The following is a 22,529-nucleotide window of genomic DNA, read 5'->3' as shown; positions in this document are numbered from 1 at the left end:
CCAGGCGCTGGTGAAGTGCTCATCCAGCGCGGAGAGGGCGATGTTGGCCAGCAGCGGGGACAGGATGCCGCCTTGCGGGGTCCCGGCACTGGTGTCCTGCAGGGCCCGGGCCGCCGCACCGTGTTCGCTGAGGATCCCGGCCTTGCAGAACGCCTTCACCAGGCCCAGCACGCGTTTGTCCCCGACGCGTCGGCGCACCCGCCCCAGCAGGGCGGTGTGGTCGATGTTGTCGAAGCACGCCTCGATATCGGCTTCCAGCACCCACTCGTAGTTCCGCGGAGCGGACGCGAGGAAGTGGATCTCGGCGATGGCGTCCTGGGTGCGGCGCCTCGGGCGGAAGCCGTAGGAACACGGCTTGAAGTCCGCCTCGAAGATCGGCTCCAGCACCAGTTTCAGGGCCGCTTGCACGACCCGGTCCCGGACGGTCGGGATGCCCAACCGGCGCAGTTTGCCACCGGTCTTGGGGATCATCCGCTCGCGCACCGGGACAGGCGAGAACACACCGGCTTTCAGCTCGGCGCGCAGCTCGGCGAGGAACACCTCGCGGCCACGGACCGACTCGACGTAGAAGGCCGTCTGGCCGTCCACCCCGGCGGTCCGGGCCCCCTTGTTGCCCCGCACCCGGTCCCAGGCCAGGGCCAGGAACGCGGGATCACACACGAGGTTGAACAGATCATCGAACCGACGAGACGGGTCCTCGCCGGCCCGCTGGTGCAGCTTGGTCTGGATCTTCAGTACCCGAAACCACGCCGTGTCCGCGTCCGGGAACAGCGTCCCCGGAGCGGGCGCAGGTGGCGCCGGCGCGGCGGTGTTCACCATCGACCTCCTGATCTTCCAGGCCCAACGCTGCGGACACGCTGCCGCCCTTGGCCATGTGACCGGCTTTCCCAGTCTCGGACTACTACGGCGGCTCCGCCCCACCCCGGGGCCCTCGATCGACGGTGGACCTGCCCGCCACCGGCCCGGCTGGCCGGCGGGAAGGGCGACCCCAGGATGGTTCCCACGTTCACCACATGACCGCTCGACGGGATCGGCGCCCAGCTCTTCCCCTGCAGCCTCGCCACGACTACGCCGCAGACCTTCACCGTGGCCTCCGAGCCGGCCAACCCAAGGACCGACCCGAAGTCACCCCGACCACGCCCGCCGCGACGGCGGCCATGCCCGGGGTGTGCACTGCTGACCGGCCCATATCCGCCAGGTTCGAGCCGACGTTCCACTTGAGGGGGTTCCACCACTGGTTCCTGCACTCGTGCACCTGTCCGTCTCACTTGCCGGGCCCGCCCCGTCTGGCAGTGCCGGAACGTCCCGTCGTTGTCGGGGCTGCTCCCACCGCCACCCGGCACCTCCCGAGCGCGGCTGCCCCCAGCTTCATCAGGCCGCTGCGACGACCCGAAGGCGGAGCCCTTCCATCTCCGCGCGGTCACATAGCGCCTCGTGGCGCACCGGGTTGTTCGACCAGATCTGACGCGACCTCCTTCGGGAAGCTGGCGAATGCCAGGACGTCCGCGCGCGCTTGGTCGAGGTGCTCGGCCAGCTTCGGCAGCTTCTCGGCGACGGCGTCGAGAACGCGGTCGAACTGGGCGTGAACACTTTCGGCGTCGGGCTGGTCGTAGACCGAGTGCAGCAGCGCCCGCACCCACGGCCAGGACGACTTCGGGGTCGCGGCCATCAGGTTCGCCGCGTAGTGCGTGCGGCAGCGCTGCCAGGCCGCCCCGGGCAGCGTCGCCCCAATCGCCGAGACGAGCCCGGCGTGGGCGTCGGAGGTGACCAGCCGAACCCCGCTCAGGCCGCGGGCGGTGAGATCGCGGAAGAACCCGAGCCAGCCTGCGCCGTCCTCGGCGGAGCTCACCTGCAGGCCGAGGATCTCGCGGTGCCCGTCGCCGTTCACGCCGGTCGCTAAGAGGGCGTGGACGTTGACCACCCGACCGCCCTCGCGGACCTTGAGCACCAGCGCGTCCGCGGCGACGAACGTGTAGGGGCCCTGGTCGAGCGGGCGGGAGCGGAACTCGGCGGCCTGCGCGTCGAGATCGGTCGCCATGACCGAGACCTGGGACTTCGACAGCCTGGTGATCCCAAGCGACTCGACGAGCTTCTCCATCCGCCGGGTGGAGACGCCGAGTAGGTAGCAGGTGGCGACCACTGTGGTCAGTGCTCGCTCGGCCCGACGCCGGCGTTCGAGGAGCCAGTCGGGAAAGTACGAGCCGTTGCGCAGCTTGGGGATCGCCACATCGATGGTGCCCGCGCGGGTGTCGAAGTCGCGGTGTCGGTAGCCGTTGCGGGTGTTTGTCCGAGCGTCGGAGCGCTCGCCCCAAGCCGCGCCGCAGACGGCGTCGGCATCGGCGGACATGAGGGTGTTGATGAACGTGGTCAACATCTGCCGCAGCAGGTCAGGACTCGCCTGGGACAGCTGCTCGTGCAGGAACTCGACGGGGTCGATAATCGAGGGTGCGGTCATCGCGTGTCGTCCTTCGAGAAGCACTGTGAGAGGTCTTCAAGAAGATCACGCGGTGACCGCCCTACTAGTCTGCGCCACGGCCCTCACCAGGACCGGGTCGCACACCACCTTGGTGGACGCCACTCTCGCCGGGCGGGATCACCCCGACTCACGCGTAAGAACACCGCGACTCGCGCACGCGAACACCGCGACTCGCGCACGCGGATACCGCGACTCGCGCACGCGGATACCGCGACTCGCGCACGCGGATACCGCGACTCGCGGGCGGGAATGTGCCGACTCGCTCCTGAATACGTCGACTCGGGCGGGTGGGTCAGAAGGTGGTGAGGGTGACCGTGGTCCCGGGCGGCACCGATGAGCCGGCCGAGGGGTTCTGGCCGATCACCCGGCCGTTCTCGCGGCCGAACGGGAAGTTCGACTCGATCTGGGCCTTCAGACCCGCGTCGCTCAGCGTGGACGCGGCCGACTGTGCCTGCTCACCGATCACGAACGGGACGCGTACCTCCTGCGGGGGCGGCGGCGGTTCCGCGCCCCGGCTGAGGACCAGGGTGACCGCCCCGCCGATGGGCAGTTCCGTGCCCGCGGCGGGATCGGTCCGGACCACAGCGCCCTCGGGAACGGTGGAGCTGTACTCGACCGCGCCGGTGGCCCGCACCGGGGTGAGCTCCGCGTCGCGCACCGTCTGCTCGGCCGCGGCGACGGTCGCACCGGGGGCCACCGCGGGGACGACGGGCCGACCCATCGACACCGTCAGCCGCACCTCGCTGCCGCGCAGCAGCCGGGACTGCGCCGCCGGCTCGGCGGCCGAGACCAGATCCGCGGTCACCGAGTCGTGGTGCGCCTCCGACACGGTCACGACGAGGTCGGACTCGGCGAGCAGCTTCTCCGCCGCGGTCCGCTCCAGGCCCACCACCGAGGGCATCGCGGTCCAGCGTCCGGTGCCCAGCCACCACGCCGCCGTCGCCACCAGCAGGCCGAGCACCATGATGATCGCGATCCACACCGCGAACACCCGGCGGCTGCGCCGGCGGGCCGTCCGATGATCGGCGCGGCCGGCGTCGGTGCCGTGGCGGGTCGCCCGAGGGGTCCCGGCCGCGTCCGCCGTGTCGATGTCCGGCCGGGTGAGGGCCCGGGTGCCGCCCGGTCCGTGGGCGGGTTCGGCCGCGTCGTCCCAGCCCGGACCCGCTGCGGCCGCCGGGTCCAGCGCCGGACGCAGCGTGGCGGGCACGGTGTCCTGCTCGTCGACAGGTGGGGCGGGCGGCACCGGGACCGGCACCCGGGGGACCGCCAGCCGTTCGCGCACCCGGCCCAGCTCCGCCAGGAACGCCGCGGCGTCGGCCGGGCGGGCCGTGGGATCGCGGCGGGTGGCCCGCAGCACCAGCTCGTCGAGCTCCGGGGGCACCTCGGTGGCGATCAGGGAGGGCGGCGGGACGTCCTCGTTGACGTGCCGGTACGCGACCGAGATCGCGGTGTCGCCGGTGTAGGGCGGTGCACCGGTGAGCAGCTCGTAGAGCAGCACGCCGGCCGCGTAGACGTCGCTGCGGGCGTCGGCGGCGCCGGTGGCGACCTGTTCGGGGGAGAGGTACGCCATCGTGCCGACGATCATCCCGACGTGGCTGGCCCCCGCCTGCGCCGCCGCGGTGACCAGCCCGAAGTCGGCGACCTTGACCTCGCCGGCCCGCCCGATGAGCACGTTCTCGGGTTTCACGTCGCGATGCACCAGGCCGAGCCGGTGCGCCTCGGCCAGCCCGGCGAGCACCGGCTCCAGCACGGCGAGCGCGGCCGGCACGCCGAGGGCCCCGCGGACCCGCAGCACGTCGCGCAGGGTGCCGCCCTGGACGAGCTCCATGACCAGGAACAGCGTGGGCTCCGGGCCGCTGCGGTCGTCACCCTGGTCGTACACGTCGACGACGGCCGGATGGTCGATGCGCGCGGCCGAACGCGCCTCCCGCTCGAAGCGGGCCCGGAACGTCGGGTCGGCGGCCATCCGCGGGTCCATCACCTTGATCGCCACCGTGCGGTCCAGCCGCGTGTCGGTACCGCGGTAGACCGTCGACATCCCGCCACGGGCGAGCACCGGCCCGACCCGGTAACGCGCGTCGAGCAGCGCGCCGGCGGCACCGGTGGGGGCGTTCACATCGACGACGTTACCGCCCGGCCGGAGGCTGCCGGGACCGCCCGGTGCTGTGGCAGGGTGTCGCGTTGTGAGTGAGGTGTCGGGCGCCCCAGCGGCGCTGTCGGAGGTTGTCGCGACGATTCCCGTCGCGGAGGTTGCGAAGTCCCTGTCCATCACGGTCCCCCGGGTGAACCAACTCGTCCGGGACGGTCAGCTGCTCTCGCTCCGTCGTGAGGGGCAGACCGTGGTACCCGCCGACTTCATCGACGGTGCGGCCGTCGTGAAGGGCCTGGGCGGCACGATTACCGTGCTCCGTGACGGCGGTTTCGCCGACGACGACATCCTGCGCTGGCTGTTCGCCGCCGACGACTCGCTGCCCGGCACCCCGATCGCCGCGCTGCGGGCCGGTCGGCACCGTGAGGTCAAGCGCCGCGCCCAGGCGATGGCGTTCTAGCGGGCCTTTCCACCAGCGTCGGCGCCGTGCAGGCGACCCTTCTCAGCTGCGGGCGCGGGCGACGAGGGCCCGCGCCAGCCCGGGCAGCGCGACGGCGACCCGGCGCCGGGTGGACACCGTCACCCGGCGGTGCAGCACGTGGTAGCCGGCCTCGGCGATCTCGTCGAGGATGCCGCGGTAGAGCGTGAACGCGCAGGCCACGCAGGCCCGCGACACCGGTTCGAGCATCGCGACGCCCGGTTCCGCGCGCCGGTACACCGCGCGGGTCCGGGCCACCAGGTACGCCAGCGCGCGGTGCACCCGCGGATCCGGACGCCGGGTGCGCCGGCACCACGCGAGCAGCTCGCGATCGACGCCGAAAGCGGCCAGCTCGTCGGCGGGCAGGTAGACACGGCCGCGGTCGAGGTCTTCGCCCACGTCGCGCAGGAAGTTGGTCAGCTGGAACGCCACACCGAGCGCCGCGGCGGGCGCCTGCGCCTCGGCGCGGGGGACCACGGTGCCGAGCACCGGCAGCACCTGCAGCCCGATCACCGCCGCGGAGCCGTGCACGTAGCGGGCCAGGTCGTCGAAGGTGGGGTAGTCGGTGACCCAGGTGTCCATCCGCATGGACACCAGGAAGTCGGTGAAGTGCTGCCGGTCGATCCGGTACCGGGCCGCGGTGTCGGCGACGGCCGCCAGCACCGGATGCGCCGCGGGGCCACCCTCCAGCGCCGTGCCGAGCTGGCCTGCCAGCGCGTCGAGTTCGACGGCGCGGTCGGCGGCCGGTCGCCCGTCGCCCAGGTCGTCGACGATCTCGTCGGCGTGCCGGGCGAAGCCGTAGAGCGCGTGGATGGCCGGGCGCCGCTCCGGTGGGAGCAGCCGGGTGGCCAGGAAGTACGTGCGGCCGTGGACGGCGTTGAGCTCCCGGCATGCGGTGTAGGCGGCCCGCAGCGCCGGATCGGTGATGCCGGCGGCGTCGAGCTCAGCCGGCCCTGCGCTCGGCACCGTTGTTCGTCGTCGTGACGCTCGCGGCCGGTGGCGCCGACTGCGGGGGGTGGTCCCCGCCGGCCCGCCGGGCGCGCAGGCTGAGCGGGTCGGGGCGCAGCAAGGAGACGGCGGCCAGCGCGCAGAGCAGCACGCAGGCGGCCAGGTAGCCCCAGTTGTACAGTGCCGCCTCGCCGTTGGGGTAGTAGACGATGACCAGCCAGAGCGAGCCGAACACCAGCCAGGACAGCGCAAACGGGGACCAGGCCACCATGGCCAGCAGCGCCATCCCCCAGCTCACGTACCAGGGCAACGTGGCGGGGGAGAGGACCGCGACGGCGAACAGCACGATGCCGGCCCGCCGGACGGCGTCCGGTCCGCCGTCGCGGGCCTTCCACCACTGACTGACCAGGATGTAGACCAGCGCGGCCGCGCCGAGCATGCGGGCGATGTTGATGAACGGCTGCTTCGGGAGGTTGACGACGACGCCGACCAGGCCGTGGAAGAACTCCCCGACGCCGGTCGGCAGGGACAACCAGTTGACGATCATCGACGGGGCGCTCAGCGCGGGCAGCCAGCCCAGCCCGACCCCGGCGACCAGCGTCGCCGCGGTGAAGACGACGAGGAACACCCCGACCCCGGCCGCACCGGCCTTGACGATGCGCGCCGTCCGCGACCCGGGCAGGTGCGCGGCCCACACGAGCACCAGGAACGGCAGGGCGACGCCCGCGCTGGCCTTGACGGCCATCGCCGCGGTGACGATCGCGATGCCGGTGGCGTGCCGGCCGCGCAGCGCCAGCAGCGAACCGGCCGCCAGCAGCCCGACGACGAGCAGGTCATTGTGTCCGCCGCCGATCAGATGGATGACCATCACCGGGTTGGCCACGGCGATCCACAGCGCCACCGGCACCCGGCCGCCGAGGCGGCGGGCCAGCTCGGGCAGGGCCCAGATCAGCAGCAGGAGCCCCGGGAGCAGCACCAGCCGCATCCCGATCACGCCGAGGATGATGTTGTCGCCGGCGAGGGCGGCCATCCCCTTGGCCAGCAGGATGAACAGCGGCCCGTACGGCGCCGGGGTGTCCTGCCAGAAGTAGTGCACGTTGTCGGTGAAGATGCCCGGCATCGCCTCCGGACCCACCGCGTACGGGTCGAACCCGGCGAGCGGCAGCGCACCCTGGGCGAGGTAGCTGAACACGTCACGGGTGAACAGCGGCGGGGAGAACAGCATCGGGGTCATCCACACCGCGGCGACGGTCAGCACCGCCCGCCCGCCGACCCGGCGCGCCAGCACGTCGCGCCCCAGCCGCACCCAGGCCCAGGCCATCAGCCCGACCCCGAGGTAGACCAGGGCCGTGGCCAGCTCACGGCCGTGGCCGTAGCGCCAGAACCCCAGCGGGGAGTTCGTCAGCAGCGGGTCGCGAACCAGGATGCCGCCGGCGCCGAACGCCCCGATGACCATCAGCAGGGAGGCGCACAGCCCGAGCAGCATCGGACCCCGCGGGGGGCTGCCGAGCATCGCGCGTAGCCCTCGTGGAGCAGCGTCGGCGCCGTCGCGGGGAGCCGGGCTCCCGGCAGGAACCACGGTGGTGCCTGGATCGGGGGACACCACAGGCACCGGCGTCGTCCTCTCGGGTGACGCCGGTCGGGGGACCGGTGGTGAGGGCTGCGCGGTCATGTCGGCGCTCATGCTCGCACGACCGGTGTCAGGCGGGTGTCGGGACCCTGCGGTCCCGTCCGGGCCGCCGGGGCGCGGCGTGGGTGCCGGCGATACGTTCCGCGGCGAGCCGTCCGGAGATCAGCACCGGCGGGATCCCGACGCCCGGCGTGGTGCCGCAACCGGCCAGCACCACGTTGTCCAGCCCACGTACCAGGTTGCGCGGCCGGAACGGACCGGTCTGGGCGAAGGTGTGGGCCGCGGAGAACGGGGTGCCCGCCGCGAGCCCGTCGGCGGCCCAGTCGGCGGGGGTGACGAGCCGGGACACCTCGATGTCACCGCTCAGTCCCGTGAACCCGCGGCTCTCCAGCACGGCGAGCAGTTCGTCGCGGTAGGCGGGGCCCAGCCGCGGCCAGTCCAGCGGGGCGACGTCGGTGTTCGGGCACGGGGCGAGCACGAACAGCAGATCGCGGTCCGGTGGCGCGAGCCCGGGGTCCGACGCCGTCGGGCGGGTGATCAGCAGCGACGGGTCGCTCATCAGCCGGCCCTGGTCGATGATCTCGGAGAAGGTGCGCTCCCACGCGGTGCCGAACGAGATCGTGTGGTGGGCCGGCTCCGGGCGGGGGCGGGTGGTCCCGGCGTGCAGCACCACGGCGCTGGGGGAGTAGCGCAGCGCGACGGCCCGGTGCGGACGGCGTCCGAGCAGCCGGTGCACCACCGGGAGGTCCGGGGTCAGCACGACCGCGTCACACGCCAGCCGCTCGGTGTCCCCATCCTTGTCACCGGCGTGCCGGACCGCGGTGACCCGCCCGGCGCGGCGTTCGAGGCCGGTGACCGAGCGCCCGTAGACGATCCGCGCGCCGGCCGCGACCGCGGCATCGGCGAGGGCCCGGCCCACCGCGCGCATCCCGCCCCGCGGGAAGAAGACCCCCGCGACGGTGTCCATGTAGGCGATGACCCCGTACGCGCCGAGCGCCCGGTGCGGTGGCACGCCGGCGTAGAGCGCCTGGAAGGAGAAGATGCGTTGCAACCGCTCGTCGGGCACCAGCCGGGCCACCTTCGGCCCCAGCCGGCCGAACCCCCCGAGCGCGGCCAGCCGGGCGAGGTCGGGGGTGAGCAGGTCGAACGGGGAGTCGAAGTTCGCGCCGATGAACCGGTCGATCTCGGCGTCGTAGAGCCGGGTCAGCCAGTGGCGCAGCTTCGCGTACCCGGCCGCGGCGGCGGGCCCGCAGGCACGGCGGACCTCGGCCTCCATGGCTGCGCCGTCGGTGTGCACGTCGATCGTGGAGCCGTCGGCGAAGCGGGCCCGGTAGGCCGGGTCCAGCCGGATGAGGTCCAGCCGGTCGGCCAGCGAGTCACCGACCGCGGACAGGGCCTCGTCCAGCAGTTCGGGCATGGTCAGCACCGTCGGGCCGGTGTCCACCCGGTAGGTACCGGACGGGCCCTCCAGGTCGAGCCGCCCGGCCCGGCCGCCGGGGTGGTCGTCGCGCTCGACGATCGTGACCCGGCGGCCGGCACCCAGCAGGTGCAGCGCGGCGGACAGCCCGGAGAGCCCGGCGCCGACGACGACCACGTGGTCGGTGGGGCCGGGAACGGTGCGGGTCAACTCCGCCTCCTCGTCGCGGTGACGGCGAGCTCGGCCAGCCGGGAGGCCGCGGGTTCGGCGACGTCGGCCGTGCTGAGGGCGTCGAGCGCGGAGCCGGTGAGCGCGGCGATCCGCTGCTCCACCGCTTGGACCGCGCCCAGCTCGACCAGTACGTCGCGGACCCGGTCCACCGCCCCGGCGTCGAGGTCGTGGTCGCCGAGCGCGGCGGTCAGCGTCTGCAGCGCGGCGCTCGCGCCGCGCTCGGCCGCCCGCGCCAGCGCCAGCGCCACGAGCAGGGTCCGCTTTCCCTCCCGCAGGTCGTCACCGGCAGGTTTGCCGGTGACCTCCGGGTCGCCGAAGACCCCCAGCAGGTCGTCGCGCAACTGGAAGGCGACGCCGATGTCGGCGCCGAACCGGCGGTACGCCGCCACGAGCGCGGGGCTCGCGTCGGCGATCGCCGCCCCGAGGTGCAGCGGCCGCTCGACGGTGTAGGCCGCCGTCTTGTAGCGGTCGATCTGCAGCGCCGCCCGGGTCGAGGCGTCCCCGGTCGCCTGCACGAGCACGTCCAGGTACTGCCCGCCGAGCACCTCGGTGCGCATGGCCTCCCACGGGACGGCGGCGCGGACGGCCGCGGCCGCGGGCAGACCGGCGGCGCGCAGCATGTCGTCGGCCCAGGCGAGCGCCAGGTCGCCGAGCAGGATCGCCGCAGCCGCCCCGAACCGGGCCGGGGGCCCGTTCCAGCCTGCCGCGGCGTGCTGCTCCGCGAACTCGACGTGCACGGTGGGCCGGCCACGCCGGGTGGCGGAGGCGTCCATCAGGTCGTCGTGCACGAGTGCGCAGGCCTGGATCAGCTCCAGCGCACTGATCGCCCGCAGTACCGCCGGGGCGGTCTCGCCGGCAGGGTCGCCGCCGGCGCCGCGCCAGCCCCACCACGCGAACGTCGGGCGGATCCGCTTGCCGCCGCCGAGGACGAACGCGGCCAGCGCTCCGGTGGCCTCGCCGAAGGCGGGGTCGATCTCGGCGGCGCCGGCCCGGCGTCGCTCCAGGTAGGCCTGCAGGGCCTCCTCGACGCGGACGGGCAGATCGTCGTCGGGATCGCGGGGGATCTCGGGGGGCCGGGCCGCGCCCGCGACGTGCGCCGAGCCGGTCGGGGCCATCAGGCCGTCCTCGCCTGGCCGGGTACGGATGGGGAAGGCACGAATCGAGCCTAATGGCGCAGCGTTGCTGTAGCCCGTCGACGACCGGCCCGTACCCTTCTCCGGGTGAAGGACACCTCATCGGGACGTGGGACGGTCACCGAGCGGATCAGTGTGGACCGGCCGGTCTTCTCGGTCGAGTTCTTCCCGCCGAAGGACGCCGCCGGCGAGGCCGAGCTGTGGCGGGCGATCCGCCGTCTCGAGCCGCTGGACCCGGCCTTCGTGTCGGTGACCTACGGCGCGGGCGGGTCGAGCCGGGACCGCACGATCAGGACGACGGCGCGCATCGCGACCGACACCACGTTGGTGTCGATGGCGCATCTCACAGCCGTCTCGCACTCCGTCGCGGAGCTGCGCCGGGTGATCGGTGCGTACGCCGCCGCGGGTATCCGCAACGTGCTCGCCGTGCGTGGCGACCCGCCCGGGGACCCGCTGGGTGAGTGGGTGCCGCACCCGGAGGGCCTGGCCTACGCCGACGAACTGGTACGGCTGATCCGCCGCTCCGGCAACTTCTGCGTCGGGGTCGCGGCGTTCCCGTACGGCCACCCGCGGTCACCCGATGCCGAGTCCGACCTGCGGCGGCTGGTGGCCAAGGTCCGTGCGGGCGCGGACTTCGCGATCAGCCAGCTGTTCCTGGAGCCCGAGGGCTTCCTGCGGCTGCGCGACCGGATGGTCGAGGCGGGCTGTGACGTGCCGCTGCTCCCCGGGATCATGCCGCTGACCACGCTGCGCACGCTGCGGCGGGGGCCGGAGCTGTCCGGGGCACCGCTGCCCGCGGACCTGGTGAAGCGGCTCGAGCGGTTCGCCGACGACCCGGTCGCGTTCCGTGCCGCCGGCATGGAGGCGACGGCCGAGCTGTGCGACAAGCTGCTCGCCGAGGGCGTGCGCGGACTGCACTTCTACACGCTGAACCGCTCGACGGCCACGGTCGAGCTGGTCCAGCGGCTGGGGCTCGCAGCGCGCTGATCCGCGGGTCCCCGCGCAGCGCGCCGCGGCCCTCCGGGTGGTCAGCGGATGGGTGGGGTGAGCGGCGGGTTGCGGGTGCGCCGGGCGAGCAGCACGACCACGCCCGCCGCGGCGGCGACCAGCAGGCTCAGGCCCAGGGTCCAGCCCACCGGCGACGGCGCGTTCGGGTCGGCGTAGGCCACCGCCGCGCTGATGTCGCCGACCTCGCCGGGGGTGAACGTCCAGCTCACGGTGCCGCTCTCGGCGTCCCCGTTGGTCTCGATCACCGTGCCCGGGAAGCTGATCTTCAGCTGGAAGTCGGCCCTGTCCACCGGGACCGTGGTGAGGTCGACCTTGCCGCCGACGAGGACCCGGTTGCCGGCCCGGCGCAGGACCAGCTCGGTGCGGTCGCCGGCCGGCCCGGCCGCCGCGGTGAGCGCCGAGAGCTGATCGAAGGTGAGCCCGGAGAAGCGCAGCACGGAGCCGGCGTAGCCGTCCTGGCGGTACTCGGAGACGTCGACGTCGCTCTCGAGCTCCTCCGGGAGGGTGACCGTGGGGCCCGTGTCCTGAGGGCCGGTCTCCGGGGTGGCCAGCACGATCTCGCCGACCACGGTGTCGTCGGGCTGGACGGCGAGGGCGGTGCGGACCCTGGCGCAACCACCCAGCAGGGTCCCGGCCAGCAGCACCGCCAGCACGAGCAGTGGCAGCACCCGCCGGCGAGTGCGGTGCGGGGCGTGGGGTGCCGGGGACGCCATGGTCGTCATCGTGCCATCGGCCCGGGGCGGACCGGCGAGGTGTGCCGCCGTGGCGGCGTCACCGGGTCGGGCGGCGCGGCTCGTGCCTGCTCGGGTCGGCTGCCGGTGCGGGCAGCGGGAGCGTGCGGCCGAGGACCGCGAACGGCCGGGTGTCGCCGGTGAACCGGTGGTCGCGCAGCACGTCGCGGAAGCCGGTGCGCCGGTAGAGCCGCCAGGCCCGGCCGGGTGTGCGGTGGCCGTACTCCGGGGTGGACAGCAGCACCCGGCTGCGGCCGGTGTCGGTCAGCAGGGCCCGGAGCAGTCCCTCGCCCAGGCGCGCGCCCTGTGCGTCGGGCCGGACGTGCAGCTCGGTGAGCTCGAAGTAGTCGGTGAGCCACGCCTGCTGCTCGGGCGCCGCGGCGGCCAGCCCACGGCGCACCTCCTCGTACCACCACTGGCCCGGCGCACCGCCGTAGCCGTACGCGATCCCGAGCAGGGAGCCGGCCGGGTCCAACCAGCCGACCGCGCGCCAGCCGGGGCGGCGGGTGTGCTCGAGCCACAGGGTGCGGCGCTGCCGCGCCGTCCCCGGTGGGTAGCCCATCGCCGAGACGTAGACGTCCAGCGCTTCGGCCAGCCGGCCGGCGAGGTCGTCGGCGGTCAGCGGGACCAGCCGGTTCCGGGGAGGGGCGGCGGTCATGGGCGTTCCTGCCGTTCCTGGCCGCCGGGCCGGGTCCGGTTCCGATCGGGGAGATCGCCGGCCCTTGCTCGCCGGCGCGTACGGGTCACCACTTCATCACACCACGTTTCGCACCGGGTTTCGCAGCGGGCGGCCCGCCACCCGTCCCGACTTGACGTGGCCCCGGGGACGCGCTGTACTGACGGGCATCGAACATGTGTTCGATGCAAACGGCGGCCCGGGGGTGGGGCGGGGGAAGCGTCCCGCCGCCGGGCGGCCGGACTCCTCGCCGTCGGAAGGAGAGTGGTCAGGTGGGCGCCTTCACCCGTGTGTTCGGGTCGCGGCAGCCGATGCCGATCCAGGTGCGCTGGCAGGACGGCGAACCCGTGGAGTTCCAGCGCCGGCCGGTCCGGCGCGGATCCCGATACCTGGTCACCGACGTACGCGAACGCTGGATCGAGGAGTCCCCGTGGCCGTTCCCGTCGCCGATGCCCGTCGGCGGCGATCAGCTCCGATGCTGGCGGGTGGTGGCCCGGTCGGCCGAGGAGCCGCTGGAGCCGGCCCGGGAGTTCGTGCTGCGGATGCGGTCCGGGCCCGGCGTGTGGGACCTGGTGCGGGTGACGGGGTGAACGGCGGGGGAGGACCGGCGCGGCGCAGAGAGCAGCGAGAACACGGAAAGGGGCCGTCGGGATGACTGCGACACTGCCCATGACGACGGCGCGACCGGCGGGTGCGCCGCCGCCGTCCCGGGCCGCGCTGGGGCTGCTGCGGCAGGCGTGCGACGGCCTGGCGGAGGGGCACCGGGAAGCTGATCCGCTGCTGCGTTACCCGGCCGCGTACCTGGCCGCGCTGCGGGCGGGCGCGGCGGTGCTGGCGGTGCGGGCGCGGCCCCGGCCGAAGCGGGGCGCCTCGCGCAGCGTGTGGCAACTACTGGCCGAGGTCGCTCCCGAGTTGGGCGAATGGGCGGCCTTCTTCGCGTCCTGTTCCGATACCCGGGCCGCCGCCGAGGCCGGCATCGCCCGGCTGGTCTGCCGCCGCGACGCCGACGACCTGCTCCGGCAGGCGGAGCAGTTCGTCGGGATCGTCCGGGGCATGGTGCCGGTCCGGTGACCAGGTGAGGGCCGGGTCCGCGGCAGGTACCGGGTCAGCCGGTCGCCGGGGGCGCCGACCGGGGCGCCCGATCGCGGAACCGGCCGCTGCGCAGCACGCGGCCGAGCAGGGTGGAGAACACCGCCGAGGCCTCGCGTGCGCCCGGGGTGTCCCACGCCTGGATCGGCAGGCAGGCACCCTGCGCCTGCTGGATCGCCGAACGGTCCGGCAGGACGCCCGTGAACACCAACGGCCCGAAGAGCTCGCGGAGCTCGGCGATGCGGAACTCGTGCTCGGCGTTTCGCGGGCGCACCCGGTTGATCAGCACGCCCAGCGGCTGGAGATCGGGGTTGCTCCGCTGACGTTCGGTCTGGACGGCGTCGAAGGCGCGCTGCACCCCGGACACGGCGAACATCGTCGGGTCCGTCACGAGCACGGCGCGATGCGCCGCGGTCAACGCGCTGCGGGTGAGCTGCCCGAGCGACGGCGGGCAGTCGATGATCACCAAGCGGTAGGGCCCCGGGCCGTCGCCGTCGAGCGAATCGGTGGCGGTCCCGCCGAGGAGTGCGTGGCGCGGGCCTTCTCGGCCGTGGGCGCCGTCGGTGCGCGCGGCGGCGTCGTGATCGGGGCCCTCGCCGTCCTCCGGGTCGCCGTCGTCGTGGTCGGCGTCGATCAGGCGGCTCAGCGCCCGGGTGAGGCGGTTGAGCTGTTTGGTGCCGGGGTCGGGGTGGTTGTGCCGCTCGGTCTGCTCGGCGCCGACCAGCACGTCGAGGCCTTCACCCCAGCCGCTGGGCGCGATGGCCCGGCGCAGCACCGAACGGCGCGGTTCGTCGAGCACCTCGGCCACGGTGGCCGTGGTCGGCTCGACGTCCAGCGCGACGGTGGCGTTGGCTTGGGGGTCCAGATCCACCACCAGCGTCCGCACACCGTGGTGGAGAGCGGCTCCGGCGAGGCCGAGGGCCACTGTGGTCTTGCCCACCCCGCCCTTGAGGCTCAGCGTGGCGACGACCTGCACGCCGATCAACCTACTCCGTCCCCTTCCGCACTACGCTGCGGCTGTGACTACGGCGGCGGGAGACCTGCTCGGCACGACGGGCGGCAGCCCGGTGCACCGTGCCCTCGAGGCGGAGGTGGCGAGGGTCCGGGCGGCACGGCCGGATGCCCGTCCCCTGGTGGTCGACGTCGGCGGCGGCAGCGGTGCCTGGGCGGTGCCCCTGGCCGTCGCCGGTTGCACCGTGACCGTGGTGGACACCAGCCCGAACGCCCTGGCCGCGCTGCAGCGCCGGGCGCGGGAGGCGGGGGTCGGGCAGCTGATCACGCCGGTGCAGGGCGATGTCGACGCGTTGGCCGAGTTCGTGCCGGTGGGGCGAGCCGACCTGGTGCTGGGTCACGGCCTGCTCGAGGTGGTCGACGACCCGGCCCGTGCGATCGCGGCGCTGACGGTGGCGGCGGCCCCCGGAGCCGCGGTCTCCGTGCTGGTCGCCGGCCGCACCGCCGCGGTGCTCAGCCGCGTCCTCGCCGGACGGCTGGCCGAGGCGCGGGCCGTTCTCGCCGATCCGGACGGCCGGTTGGGGCCGGCGGACGTGCTCCGCCGGCGGATGGACGGACCGACGCTGTGCGGACTGCTGGAGGCGACCGGCGACCTGCGTGTCGAGGTTCTGCAGGGTGACGGTGTGCTCGACGGCTGGCTGCCCGGATCCGTCCGCGACGGCGGGCCGGCCACGGCTCGCGCGGTGACGGAGCTGGAGGGCATGGCCGCGGCGGTCCCGGCGCTGCGCGAGGTCGCCACGCGCCTGCACGTGCTGGCGCGCCGTATCGGCGGCTGACCGCCGGCCGCGCATACCGCCGGAGTCCCCGCCGGGGGCTCCGGCGGGGGCCGGCGGGGCCCAAGGACATCCGGGGTGAGCGACCCGGTCCGACGCCGACGACAGGGAACCCACTCATGGGCCGCAGCGCCGACCTGCCCCGCCGTGCCTACTCCGAGCCGGGCGTGGGCGGGGCGGCCGGGCCCGACGCCGACGACTCGGCCTGCGGGATCCTGCACGTGGACATGGACGCGTTCTACGCCTCCGTGGAGGTCCGCCGCCGGCCCGAACTCCGCGGCCGACCGGTGATCGTGGCCGGGGGCGGCGGTCGCGGGGTCGTGCTGTCGGCGACCTACGAGGCGCGTCCGTACGGTGTACGGGCAGCCATGCCCGCCACCCGGGCGCTGCGGCGGTGCCCGGCGGCCGTCGTCGTCGAGCCCGACTTCCCGTCCTACACCGAGGCGTCGGCAGCGGTGATGGCGATCTTCCGCACGGTGACGCCGCTCGTCGAGCCGCTGAGCCTGGACGAAGCCTTCCTCGACGTCACGGGCGCGCGGCGGCGACTACGGGCCGGCGCGGCAGGCATCGGACGGGCGATCCGGGCCCGGGTCCGGGCCGAGCTGGACCTGGCCTGCTCGGTGGGGGTGGCCGGGACGAAGTTCGCGGCCAAGCTGGCCTCCGGTCTCGCCAAGCCCGACGGCATCCTGGTGATCCCGCCCGAGGAGCTGACCGCGGTCCTGCATCCGCTGCCGGTCACCGCGCTGTGGGGGGTGGGCGCCCGCACCGCGGACCAGCTGGACCGGATCGGCCTGCGCACGGTGGCCGAACTGGCGGCGACACCGCCGGCCACGCTGCGCCGGATCGTCGGGGCTGCGGCAGCGGAGCACCTACTCGCCCTGGCGGCGGGCCGCGACCCCCGTCGAGTGGTGCCCGACGCCGCGGAGAAGTCGGTGGGCGCCGAACGCACCTTCTCCACGGATCTGGTCGAGCCTGCCGCGTTGCGCCGGCACCTGCTCGCCCTGTCCGAACGGGTAGCCGTGACGCTGCGCCGACGAGGCCTGGCCGGGCGGGTCGTCTCGATCAAGGTCCGGTACGCCGACTTCACCACCGTCACCCGGTCCCGCACCGCTGGAGCACCCCTCGACGTCGCCCGGGACATCTACCGGGCGGCCGTCGATCTGCTCGACCGCCTCGCGGCAGAGCACACCGGGACCGAGCGGGGGAGCCTGCCCGCGATCCGGCTGCTCGGGGTCCGGATGGCCGGCATGACGACGGTCGCCGGCCTGCCCCGTCAGCTGAGCTTGGGTGAACCGGATCACGGTCGACGGGAGGCGGAGGTGGCCGCGGACGCCGCCCGCACGCGCTTCGGCAGCGCGGCGGTGGGTCCGGCGACCCTCGTGACCTCGGCAGCTACCGGCCGGAAGGCCCGTGGACACTCCGCGGGACCCGCCGTCGAACGGGGCTGACCCCGCTGCGCCCGGGGCCGCTCGAAGATCGGCCCAGCATCTTCTCGAGTCCGGGTAGTGGACCAGGCTCCGGGCTCGTATCCTCTGCACTAGACGCCCACCCCGGGCGCTCGTCGCGTCGTTCCGGCACCATGGAAGATGACCCGACAGGAATATCGTGTGCCGGAGGCGAAGCCATGCCCCTCTCCGAGCACGAGCAGCGACTGCTCGAACAGATCGAGCGTGCTCTCTACGCCGAGGACCCGAAGTTCGCGTCGACCGTCCGTGGCGGTCGATTGCGCAAACCCACGCGTCGCCGACGCATTCAAGGCGTCGCGGTGTTCGCGGTCGGTCTGGTCATGCTGGTTGTCGGCGTGGCCGTCCCCGCGCTGTGGCTCGCGAGCAGCTTCCCGGTACTCAGTGTGATCGGCTTCCTGCTGATGCTCACCGGTGCCGTGCTCGCGGTGACCTCCGTCGGCACGGGCAACAGCCAGTCCGCGCCGGCCAAGGAGGCCGAGCCCGACAAGAACCGCTTCACCGGCCGCATGGAAGACCGTTTCCGGCGCCGGTTCGAGCAGGAGTGACGCCCCGCGGCGGCCCGTGATCGGGCCGCCGCGGTTCGTTTCCGGGGTGGCCTGCGGGCCTCCGGCCGGAGGCCCGCCACGTCCTGGCCCGGTGCGGCTCGCGGGGCTCAGCCCGAGGGGCTCGCCGACCCGTGCCCGGTTCGCGCCGGCGGTCTGCGCCGGCCGAGTGGCATCCGGTCGAGTACAGATCGCGGCAGCAGCGTCTCGCGCAGCGTGCGCCGGCCGGCTGCCGTGATCCCCGTCCGAACCGCCTGCACCGGCGCGGTCAGCTCGCCGGCGGCCGGGTGCCGCCCGCCGTACCAGCTGGCCTCCACCGTGTCGACCACCTCGCGTAGCGCGTCCTGCGCCGCATCGTCGAGCCGGTGTTCGCGCACCAGCCGCCGAGCCGCGCCCCGCACGGTGTCGCTCGGGGTGGCCGGGACCCCGCGGTCGGCCGACTCGGCGAGCAGCTCCTCCCATCCGGCGCGCACCGCAGCCGGTCCACCGGCGGCCACGGCGGCGAGCCGGTGCCGGCGGTGGAACGTGCGGACGCCGGCCGGGACCAGCCCGGCGAGCAGCGCCACCACCAGCATCAGGGGCAGGACCAGCGGGACGCCGGAGCCCTCCGGTGTCGCGGGGGAGCCCGGTTGCGGTTCGGCGACCGGCGGCGTGGCGGCCGGCGCGTCGGTCCCGCCGTCCGGGAGCCGGTCCGAGGCGAGCTCGTCGGGCGCGCCCAGCTGGTCGGGGCCGCCGGCCTGATCCCGTGCCTGCTGAACGTAGGGCGGGACCAGGGCCCGCCCGTCGGTCAGTGGGGTCGGGTCGAACGGAACCCAGCCGTAGCCGGAGAAGAAGGCCTCCACCCAGGCGTGCGCGTCCGAGGTGCCGACCGAGCGGTGCTCACCGGTGTCGGTACCCGCCGTGAAGCCGACGGCGACGCGGGCCGGCACCCCGAGGGTGCGCAGCATGATCGCCATGGCGGAGGCGAACTGCTCGCAGTAGCCGGCCCGGCCGACGGTCAGGAACTCGACCAGCGCGTCGTCGCCGCTGCCGGGTGCGGTCTGCAGGCTGTAGCGGAACTCCGATCCCGGCCCGGTGAACCAGTCGACGAGGGCGAGCGACCTGTCGAAATCGGAGGAACTCGCGGAGGTGACCTCGGTGGCCAGGGCCGCCACTCGCGGGTCCACGCCTTCGGTGGCGAGGTACGCCGGGTCCACATCGGGCCCGGCGGGGGCCGCACGGAGCTGCTCGGCGGTGGGCGCCGGCAGCAGCGCACGTTGCTGCCAGCCGTCCTCGCGTCGCGGCCGGGCGGTGTAGGCGGTCCCGCTTCGCCGGTCGTAGGCCCAGGTGTCCTCGGGCAGCTCGCTCACGGCCAGCGGGGTCCCGTAGAGGGGCAGCCAGTAGTCGCGGAATCCGACGTTCTCGATCCCGACGGTGACCTCCTCGCCGGGCGGGTCGGCGTCCGCCGGCAGCGGACCGGTGAGGGGCACCCCCGGGCCGGGGGCGCCGGCCTGCCAGCCGCTGGTGGGGACGAAATCGCGGAGGGTCAGAGCGCGCAGGTACTGCGGCCGCGGCAGCCCGGTGACCCGGAACAGCTCGGTATCGTCGGCGCGGGTGAGCTGACCACGCAGCGCGGTGAAGGGATTGAGCCCGATCGCACCCCCGGTGCCGCCCGAGCCGCCACCGAAGCGACCGGACGTGCCGACCGCGGTCGCCGCCGAGCCGACCAGCAGCGCGAGCACCACCGCCACGGCGGTCAGGACCATCCCCGCCGGCAGCTGGCGCCGGGCACCCTCACGGGTCAGCAGGAGCAGCCCGAACCCGGTGGCACCGGCGGCCACCACCCACCAGGGCAGCAGCTGGTCGGCCAGCGCCGTCGGCACGGCGAACACGGCCAGGAGCGGGACGCCCGCCGCGGCCGGTGCCCGGGCCGAGACGGTGACGGCGTAGACGACCACGGCGAGCAACCCGAACGCGCCGGTGATCAGGAACAGGATCTCGGGCGTCCCCGGTACCGGGGGAGTCCCGGTGCCCACCTGTGGGCCGGCCCCGGCGAGGAGATCGCCGAACGCGGCGAACGCACCCGGCCCGGGGACGACGCCGAGCAGGGCGGCGTCCGTGAACAGAGCGGTGAGCAGACCGAGCGCGGCGACCGACTGGGCTCCGGCGACCAGCGCGCCGTGCAGGCGCCCCAGCAGCAGGCCGACCCCGACGACCAACGCGACCACCGCGACCGCGTGGCCGAGCCAGCCGGCCCCCTGCACGAGCGAGTACACCGGCGCCCCGCACAGCAGGACCGCGACTCCGGAGGCGAGCGGGGCGAACCAGCGGACCCGGCGCCTGCCGGGTTGCGGCGCCGGGGGCGCGGGCCGGCTCGCCGGCGGCCGGGGCGGGGCGGGTGCACTCACGGTGAGGACGCCCCGGACCGGGTGCTGTCGGGCGTGGCCCCGCTGGTCAGCTGGTCCCAGACGCGATCGGGGGCGGTCCCCGCGGTCGCGACGGCGACGTGCCAGCCCGCCCGGCGCAGGGCCGCGGCGGGTGCCGCCGGGTCCGGTGCCGCGGATCGTCCGGCCGGATCCCAACCGGCGACGTCGAGCAGTACGGCGTGCCCGCCGTCGGGCCGACGGGCGAGCAACCCCTCGAGCTGGCCGGGTTCGACCGCGCCGAGCACGGCGATGAGATCGCCGCCCGCGGCCAGTGGCGGCCCACCGAGACCGGGGCGCGCCGAGGGCCGGAGGGCGGCCAGCGCGTCGAGCATCGGATCGAGCCTGGTGGCTCCGGGCCCCGTCGGTGCCGTGCCGTCCTCGGTGACGAGCATGACCGGCTCGCCGCGACCGATGAGGTGCGCGCAGATGCTGGCGGTCAGGCTGACGGCGAACTCGAGGCTGGAGCCGGGGCCCCGGCCGCGATGGGCGTTGTCGCGGCGGTCCAGCAGCACGGTGATCGTGCCCCGCCACGGCCGCTCCTCGAGCCGGACCATCAACTCGTCGTGGCGTGCCGTACTGCGCCAGTGCACCCGGCGTAGGTCGTCGCCGGAGCGGTACTGCCGGACCAGCACGTCCGGGCTGCCGTGCCCCTGATGGGCGACGGCCGCACCGGGTGTCCCCGCCCCGGTGCCGAGGGCCGCCGGGAGGCCGCGGAGCGCGACGACCGCGGGTAGCACCAGCAGCCGATCGGTTTCGCCCGACTCCCGGGAGAACTCGGCGAGGTTGAGCGGGTCGGTGGCACGGATGACCAGGGGACCGATGCGGTGCGATCCGCGCAGCACCGGCCGCAGCGGATATCCGATCCGGACGCCGTCGCGGGCCGGTAGCCGGTGCACGGTGAACCGCGGCGGCGCGGCGGGGGAGGGGCCCGCGGCGTCGGGCACGGTGTCGGCCACGCGCAGTGCCCCGAACAGCGGGCCCCCGCGCAGGGCGACGGTGACCTCGACGTCCGAGCCGACCGGCACCCGCTCCGGGACCAGTGAGCGGACGGCGCGGACCGCCCGCCGGGCCCGGGCGGCGAGCACGAGCGACAGCAGTGGAAGCAGCACGACGAAGATCCCGATGCGCAGCAGGTCGCGCTCGTCGAGCACGATCGCGCAGGCCGCGGTGGCGGCGCCGCCGGCGAGCAGGCAGCGGCCACGGACGGTCAGCCCGCCGAGCCGGCCGAACCCGCCGTTCACGCGCTCAGCCGCGCGGGTGAGCGGGGGCGGGCACCGGCAGCCGCCCGACCAGGGCGCGGACCAGGTCGGCGGCCGAGCGACGGGTCGCCTGGGCATCGGGGGTGAGCATCAGCCGGTGGGCCAGCACGGGTACCGCGATGGTCTGCACGTCATCGGGGACGACGAAGTCCCGGCCGGCCAGCGCCGCCTGTGCCCGGGCCGCGCGCACCAGGTGCAGGGTGGCCCGCGGCGAGGCGCCGAGGCGGAGCTCGGGCAGCCGGCGGGTGGCCCCGACGATGTCGACGCAGTAGTGCCGGACCTCCGGTCCGACGTGGACCCGCCGGACGGCCTCGATGACGGCGCGCACCGCGCGGGCGTCGGTGACCGGGCGCAGGGCGGCAAGCGGGTCGGATGCTGCGTGGTCGTCCACCATGGCCAGTTCGGCGCCCGGATCGGGGTAGCCGATGGACACCCGCGCGGTGAACCGGTCGCGTTGCGCCTCGGGAAGTGGGTAGGTCCCGTCCATCTCGATCGGGTTCTGGGTGGCGACGACCATGAACGGGCTGGCCAGTTGGTAGGTCGCCCCGTCGACGGTCACCTGGTCCTCGGCCATGCACTCCAGCAGGGCCGACTGGGTCTTCGGCGACGCTCGGTTGATCTCGTCGGCGATGATCACGTTCGCGAACACCGGGCCGGGCCGGAACTCGAACTCCGCCGTCTGCCGGTTGTAGATCGACATCCCGGTGATGTCGCCCGGCAGCAGGTCCGGGGTGAACTGGACCCGGCTCACCGAGCAGTCGATGGACCGGGCCAGGGCCTTGGCCAGCGACGTCTTGCCGACCCCCGGCACGTCCTCGACGAGCAGATGACCCTCGGCGAGCAGGGTCACCAGGGCCATCCGCACGACCTCGGGCTTCCCCGCGATAACCCGCTGCACGTTGCCGGCGATCCGGGCCGTGAGATCGGCGACGGACGGGAGCTCGGGTGGCTCCGGGTCCGGCTCGGCCAGCGGCCCGGACCGGCTGCTCGTCGTGGTCACCCGACCTCCTCGGTGTTCCTGGCGCGGTCCTGGCGGTGTGGCCAGAGCCGGGCAGACCACCCAGCTTGCCGCTCAGTCTGTCAAAACCGCGCGAGGAACATCGGGTGAGCGGTGGTGGCGGGCCCGGACCGCACGCGGCGTCAGGCCCCCACCGGCCCCCACTGCGC

General features: G+C 74.5%; 19 protein-coding genes and 1 pseudogene. 7 read left to right on the top strand and 13 right to left on the bottom strand.

The window, feature by feature from the left end; all coding sequences use genetic code 11:
- The 3 genes and pseudogenes from HF519_RS22380 to pknB all read right to left on the bottom strand — a co-directional run.
- A partial coding sequence (locus tag HF519_RS22380) for a reverse transcriptase domain-containing protein (protein ID WP_246244895.1) occupies window positions 1–819 on the bottom strand: 819 nt, incomplete at its 3' end.
- Between the two features lie 624 nt (window positions 820–1,443).
- Window positions 1,444–2,455: pseudogene (locus HF519_RS22375) on the bottom strand (IS256 family transposase); the annotation flags it as partial.
- A 313-nt stretch (window positions 2,456–2,768) separates the two neighbouring features.
- A complete protein-coding gene (pknB, locus tag HF519_RS22370) occupies window positions 2,769–4,592 on the bottom strand; it encodes a Stk1 family PASTA domain-containing Ser/Thr kinase (RefSeq protein ID WP_169414957.1) in 1,824 nt (607 codons plus the stop codon).
- 67 nt (window positions 4,593–4,659) lie between these two features.
- On the opposite strand from pknB, the gene HF519_RS22365 reads away from it, so the two are divergent.
- Window positions 4,660–5,025, top strand: a complete 366-nt coding sequence (locus HF519_RS22365) for an Rv2175c family DNA-binding protein (protein ID WP_169414956.1) — start codon at window positions 4,660–4,662, stop codon at window positions 5,023–5,025.
- Between the two features lie 42 nt (window positions 5,026–5,067).
- Here HF519_RS22365 and HF519_RS22360 read toward each other — a convergent pair whose 3' ends face one another.
- The 4 genes from HF519_RS22360 to HF519_RS22345 all read right to left on the bottom strand — a co-directional run bounded on the left by HF519_RS22360 (window position 5,068) and on the right by HF519_RS22345 (window position 10,384).
- Entirely contained in the window at window positions 5,068–6,009 is a 942-nt protein-coding gene (locus tag HF519_RS22360) for a phytoene/squalene synthase family protein (protein ID WP_169414955.1), read from the bottom strand.
- Window positions 5,987–7,504: a polyprenol phosphomannose-dependent alpha 1,6 mannosyltransferase MptB gene (mptB, locus tag HF519_RS22355; RefSeq protein WP_246244892.1), complete on the bottom strand. Its 1,518-nt coding sequence runs from the start codon at window positions 7,502–7,504 to the stop codon at window positions 5,987–5,989. Before mptB ends, HF519_RS22360 begins: the two co-directional genes overlap by 23 nt.
- 187 nt (window positions 7,505–7,691) lie before the next feature.
- Entirely contained in the window at window positions 7,692–9,248 is a 1,557-nt protein-coding gene (gene crtI, locus HF519_RS22350; protein ID WP_169414953.1) for a phytoene desaturase family protein, read from the bottom strand.
- Complete coding sequence (locus HF519_RS22345; RefSeq protein WP_169414952.1) at window positions 9,245–10,384, bottom strand: polyprenyl synthetase family protein; 1,140 nt, start codon at window positions 10,382–10,384, stop codon at window positions 9,245–9,247. Before HF519_RS22345 ends, crtI begins: the two co-directional genes overlap by 4 nt.
- Before the next feature lie 105 nt (window positions 10,385–10,489).
- Between HF519_RS22345 and metF the strand changes: the two genes are divergently transcribed.
- A complete protein-coding gene (gene metF, locus HF519_RS22340) occupies window positions 10,490–11,389 on the top strand; it encodes a methylenetetrahydrofolate reductase [NAD(P)H] (RefSeq protein ID WP_169414951.1) in 900 nt (299 codons plus the stop codon).
- A 41-nt stretch (window positions 11,390–11,430) separates the two neighbouring features.
- Here metF and HF519_RS22335 read toward each other — a convergent pair whose 3' ends face one another.
- Window positions 11,431–12,123: an LppM family (lipo)protein gene (locus tag HF519_RS22335; protein ID WP_169414950.1), complete on the bottom strand. Its 693-nt coding sequence runs from the start codon at window positions 12,121–12,123 to the stop codon at window positions 11,431–11,433.
- A gap of 58 nt (window positions 12,124–12,181) precedes the next feature.
- Entirely contained in the window at window positions 12,182–12,799 is a 618-nt protein-coding gene (locus tag HF519_RS22330) for a GNAT family N-acetyltransferase (protein ID WP_169414949.1), read from the bottom strand.
- 290 nt (window positions 12,800–13,089) lie between these two features.
- Between HF519_RS22330 and HF519_RS22325 the strand changes: the two genes are divergently transcribed.
- Together HF519_RS22325 and HF519_RS22320 are read left to right on the top strand one after the other, a co-directional pair.
- Window positions 13,090–13,407 carry a hypothetical protein gene (locus tag HF519_RS22325; protein WP_312860281.1) on the top strand — a complete coding sequence of 106 codons (318 nt, stop codon included), beginning with the start codon at window positions 13,090–13,092 and terminating at the stop codon, window positions 13,405–13,407.
- Between the two features lie 61 nt (window positions 13,408–13,468).
- Entirely contained in the window at window positions 13,469–13,888 is a 420-nt protein-coding gene (locus HF519_RS22320) for an SAV_6107 family HEPN domain-containing protein (protein WP_211170422.1), read from the top strand.
- Between the two features lie 34 nt (window positions 13,889–13,922).
- On the opposite strand, the gene HF519_RS22315 is transcribed toward HF519_RS22320, so the two are convergent.
- Entirely contained in the window at window positions 13,923–14,882 is a 960-nt protein-coding gene (locus tag HF519_RS22315; RefSeq protein ID WP_169414948.1) for a ParA family protein, read from the bottom strand.
- Between the two features lie 43 nt (window positions 14,883–14,925).
- Here HF519_RS22315 and HF519_RS22310 point away from each other — a divergent pair, with 43 nt between their 5' ends.
- The 3 genes from HF519_RS22310 to HF519_RS22300 all read left to right on the top strand — a co-directional run bounded on the left by HF519_RS22310 (window position 14,926) and on the right by HF519_RS22300 (window position 17,701).
- Window positions 14,926–15,693, top strand: coding sequence for a class I SAM-dependent methyltransferase (locus HF519_RS22310; protein WP_312860280.1), 768 nt, complete (start codon window positions 14,926–14,928; stop codon window positions 15,691–15,693).
- 116 nt (window positions 15,694–15,809) lie between these two features.
- The gene (gene dinB / locus HF519_RS22305) at window positions 15,810–17,138 is read left to right on the top strand and encodes a DNA polymerase IV (RefSeq protein ID WP_169414947.1); all 1,329 of its coding nucleotides are present in this window, start codon (window positions 15,810–15,812) and stop codon (window positions 17,136–17,138) included.
- Between the two features lie 176 nt (window positions 17,139–17,314).
- A complete protein-coding gene (locus HF519_RS22300; RefSeq protein ID WP_169414959.1) occupies window positions 17,315–17,701 on the top strand; it encodes an SCO2097 family morphological protein in 387 nt (128 codons plus the stop codon).
- Between the two features lie 107 nt (window positions 17,702–17,808).
- Here HF519_RS22300 and HF519_RS22295 read toward each other — a convergent pair whose 3' ends face one another.
- Genes HF519_RS22295 through HF519_RS22285 form a run of 3 tightly spaced genes read right to left on the bottom strand, consistent with a single transcriptional unit; the run spans window position 17,809 to window position 22,332 of the window.
- On the bottom strand, window positions 17,809–20,085 hold the full coding sequence (locus HF519_RS22295; RefSeq protein ID WP_169414946.1) for a transglutaminase TgpA family protein: 2,277 nt from the start codon (window positions 20,083–20,085) through the stop codon (window positions 17,809–17,811).
- Window positions 20,082–21,344, bottom strand: coding sequence for a DUF58 domain-containing protein (locus HF519_RS22290; RefSeq protein WP_312860279.1), 1,263 nt, complete (start codon window positions 21,342–21,344; stop codon window positions 20,082–20,084). Before HF519_RS22290 ends, HF519_RS22295 begins: the two co-directional genes overlap by 4 nt.
- A gap of 4 nt (window positions 21,345–21,348) precedes the next feature.
- Window positions 21,349–22,332 carry an AAA family ATPase gene (locus tag HF519_RS22285; protein WP_246244897.1) on the bottom strand — a complete coding sequence of 328 codons (984 nt, stop codon included), beginning with the start codon at window positions 22,330–22,332 and terminating at the stop codon, window positions 21,349–21,351.
- Between the last annotated feature and the right edge of the window lie 197 nt (window positions 22,333–22,529).

The sequence above is a fragment of the Pseudonocardia bannensis genome, from assembly GCF_012911875.1.
GTDB lineage: Bacteria > Actinomycetota > Actinomycetes > Mycobacteriales > Pseudonocardiaceae > Pseudonocardia > Pseudonocardia bannensis.
The sequence above is the reverse complement of the archived record's forward strand: the minus strand, read 5'-3'. Positions and strand labels throughout refer to the sequence as shown.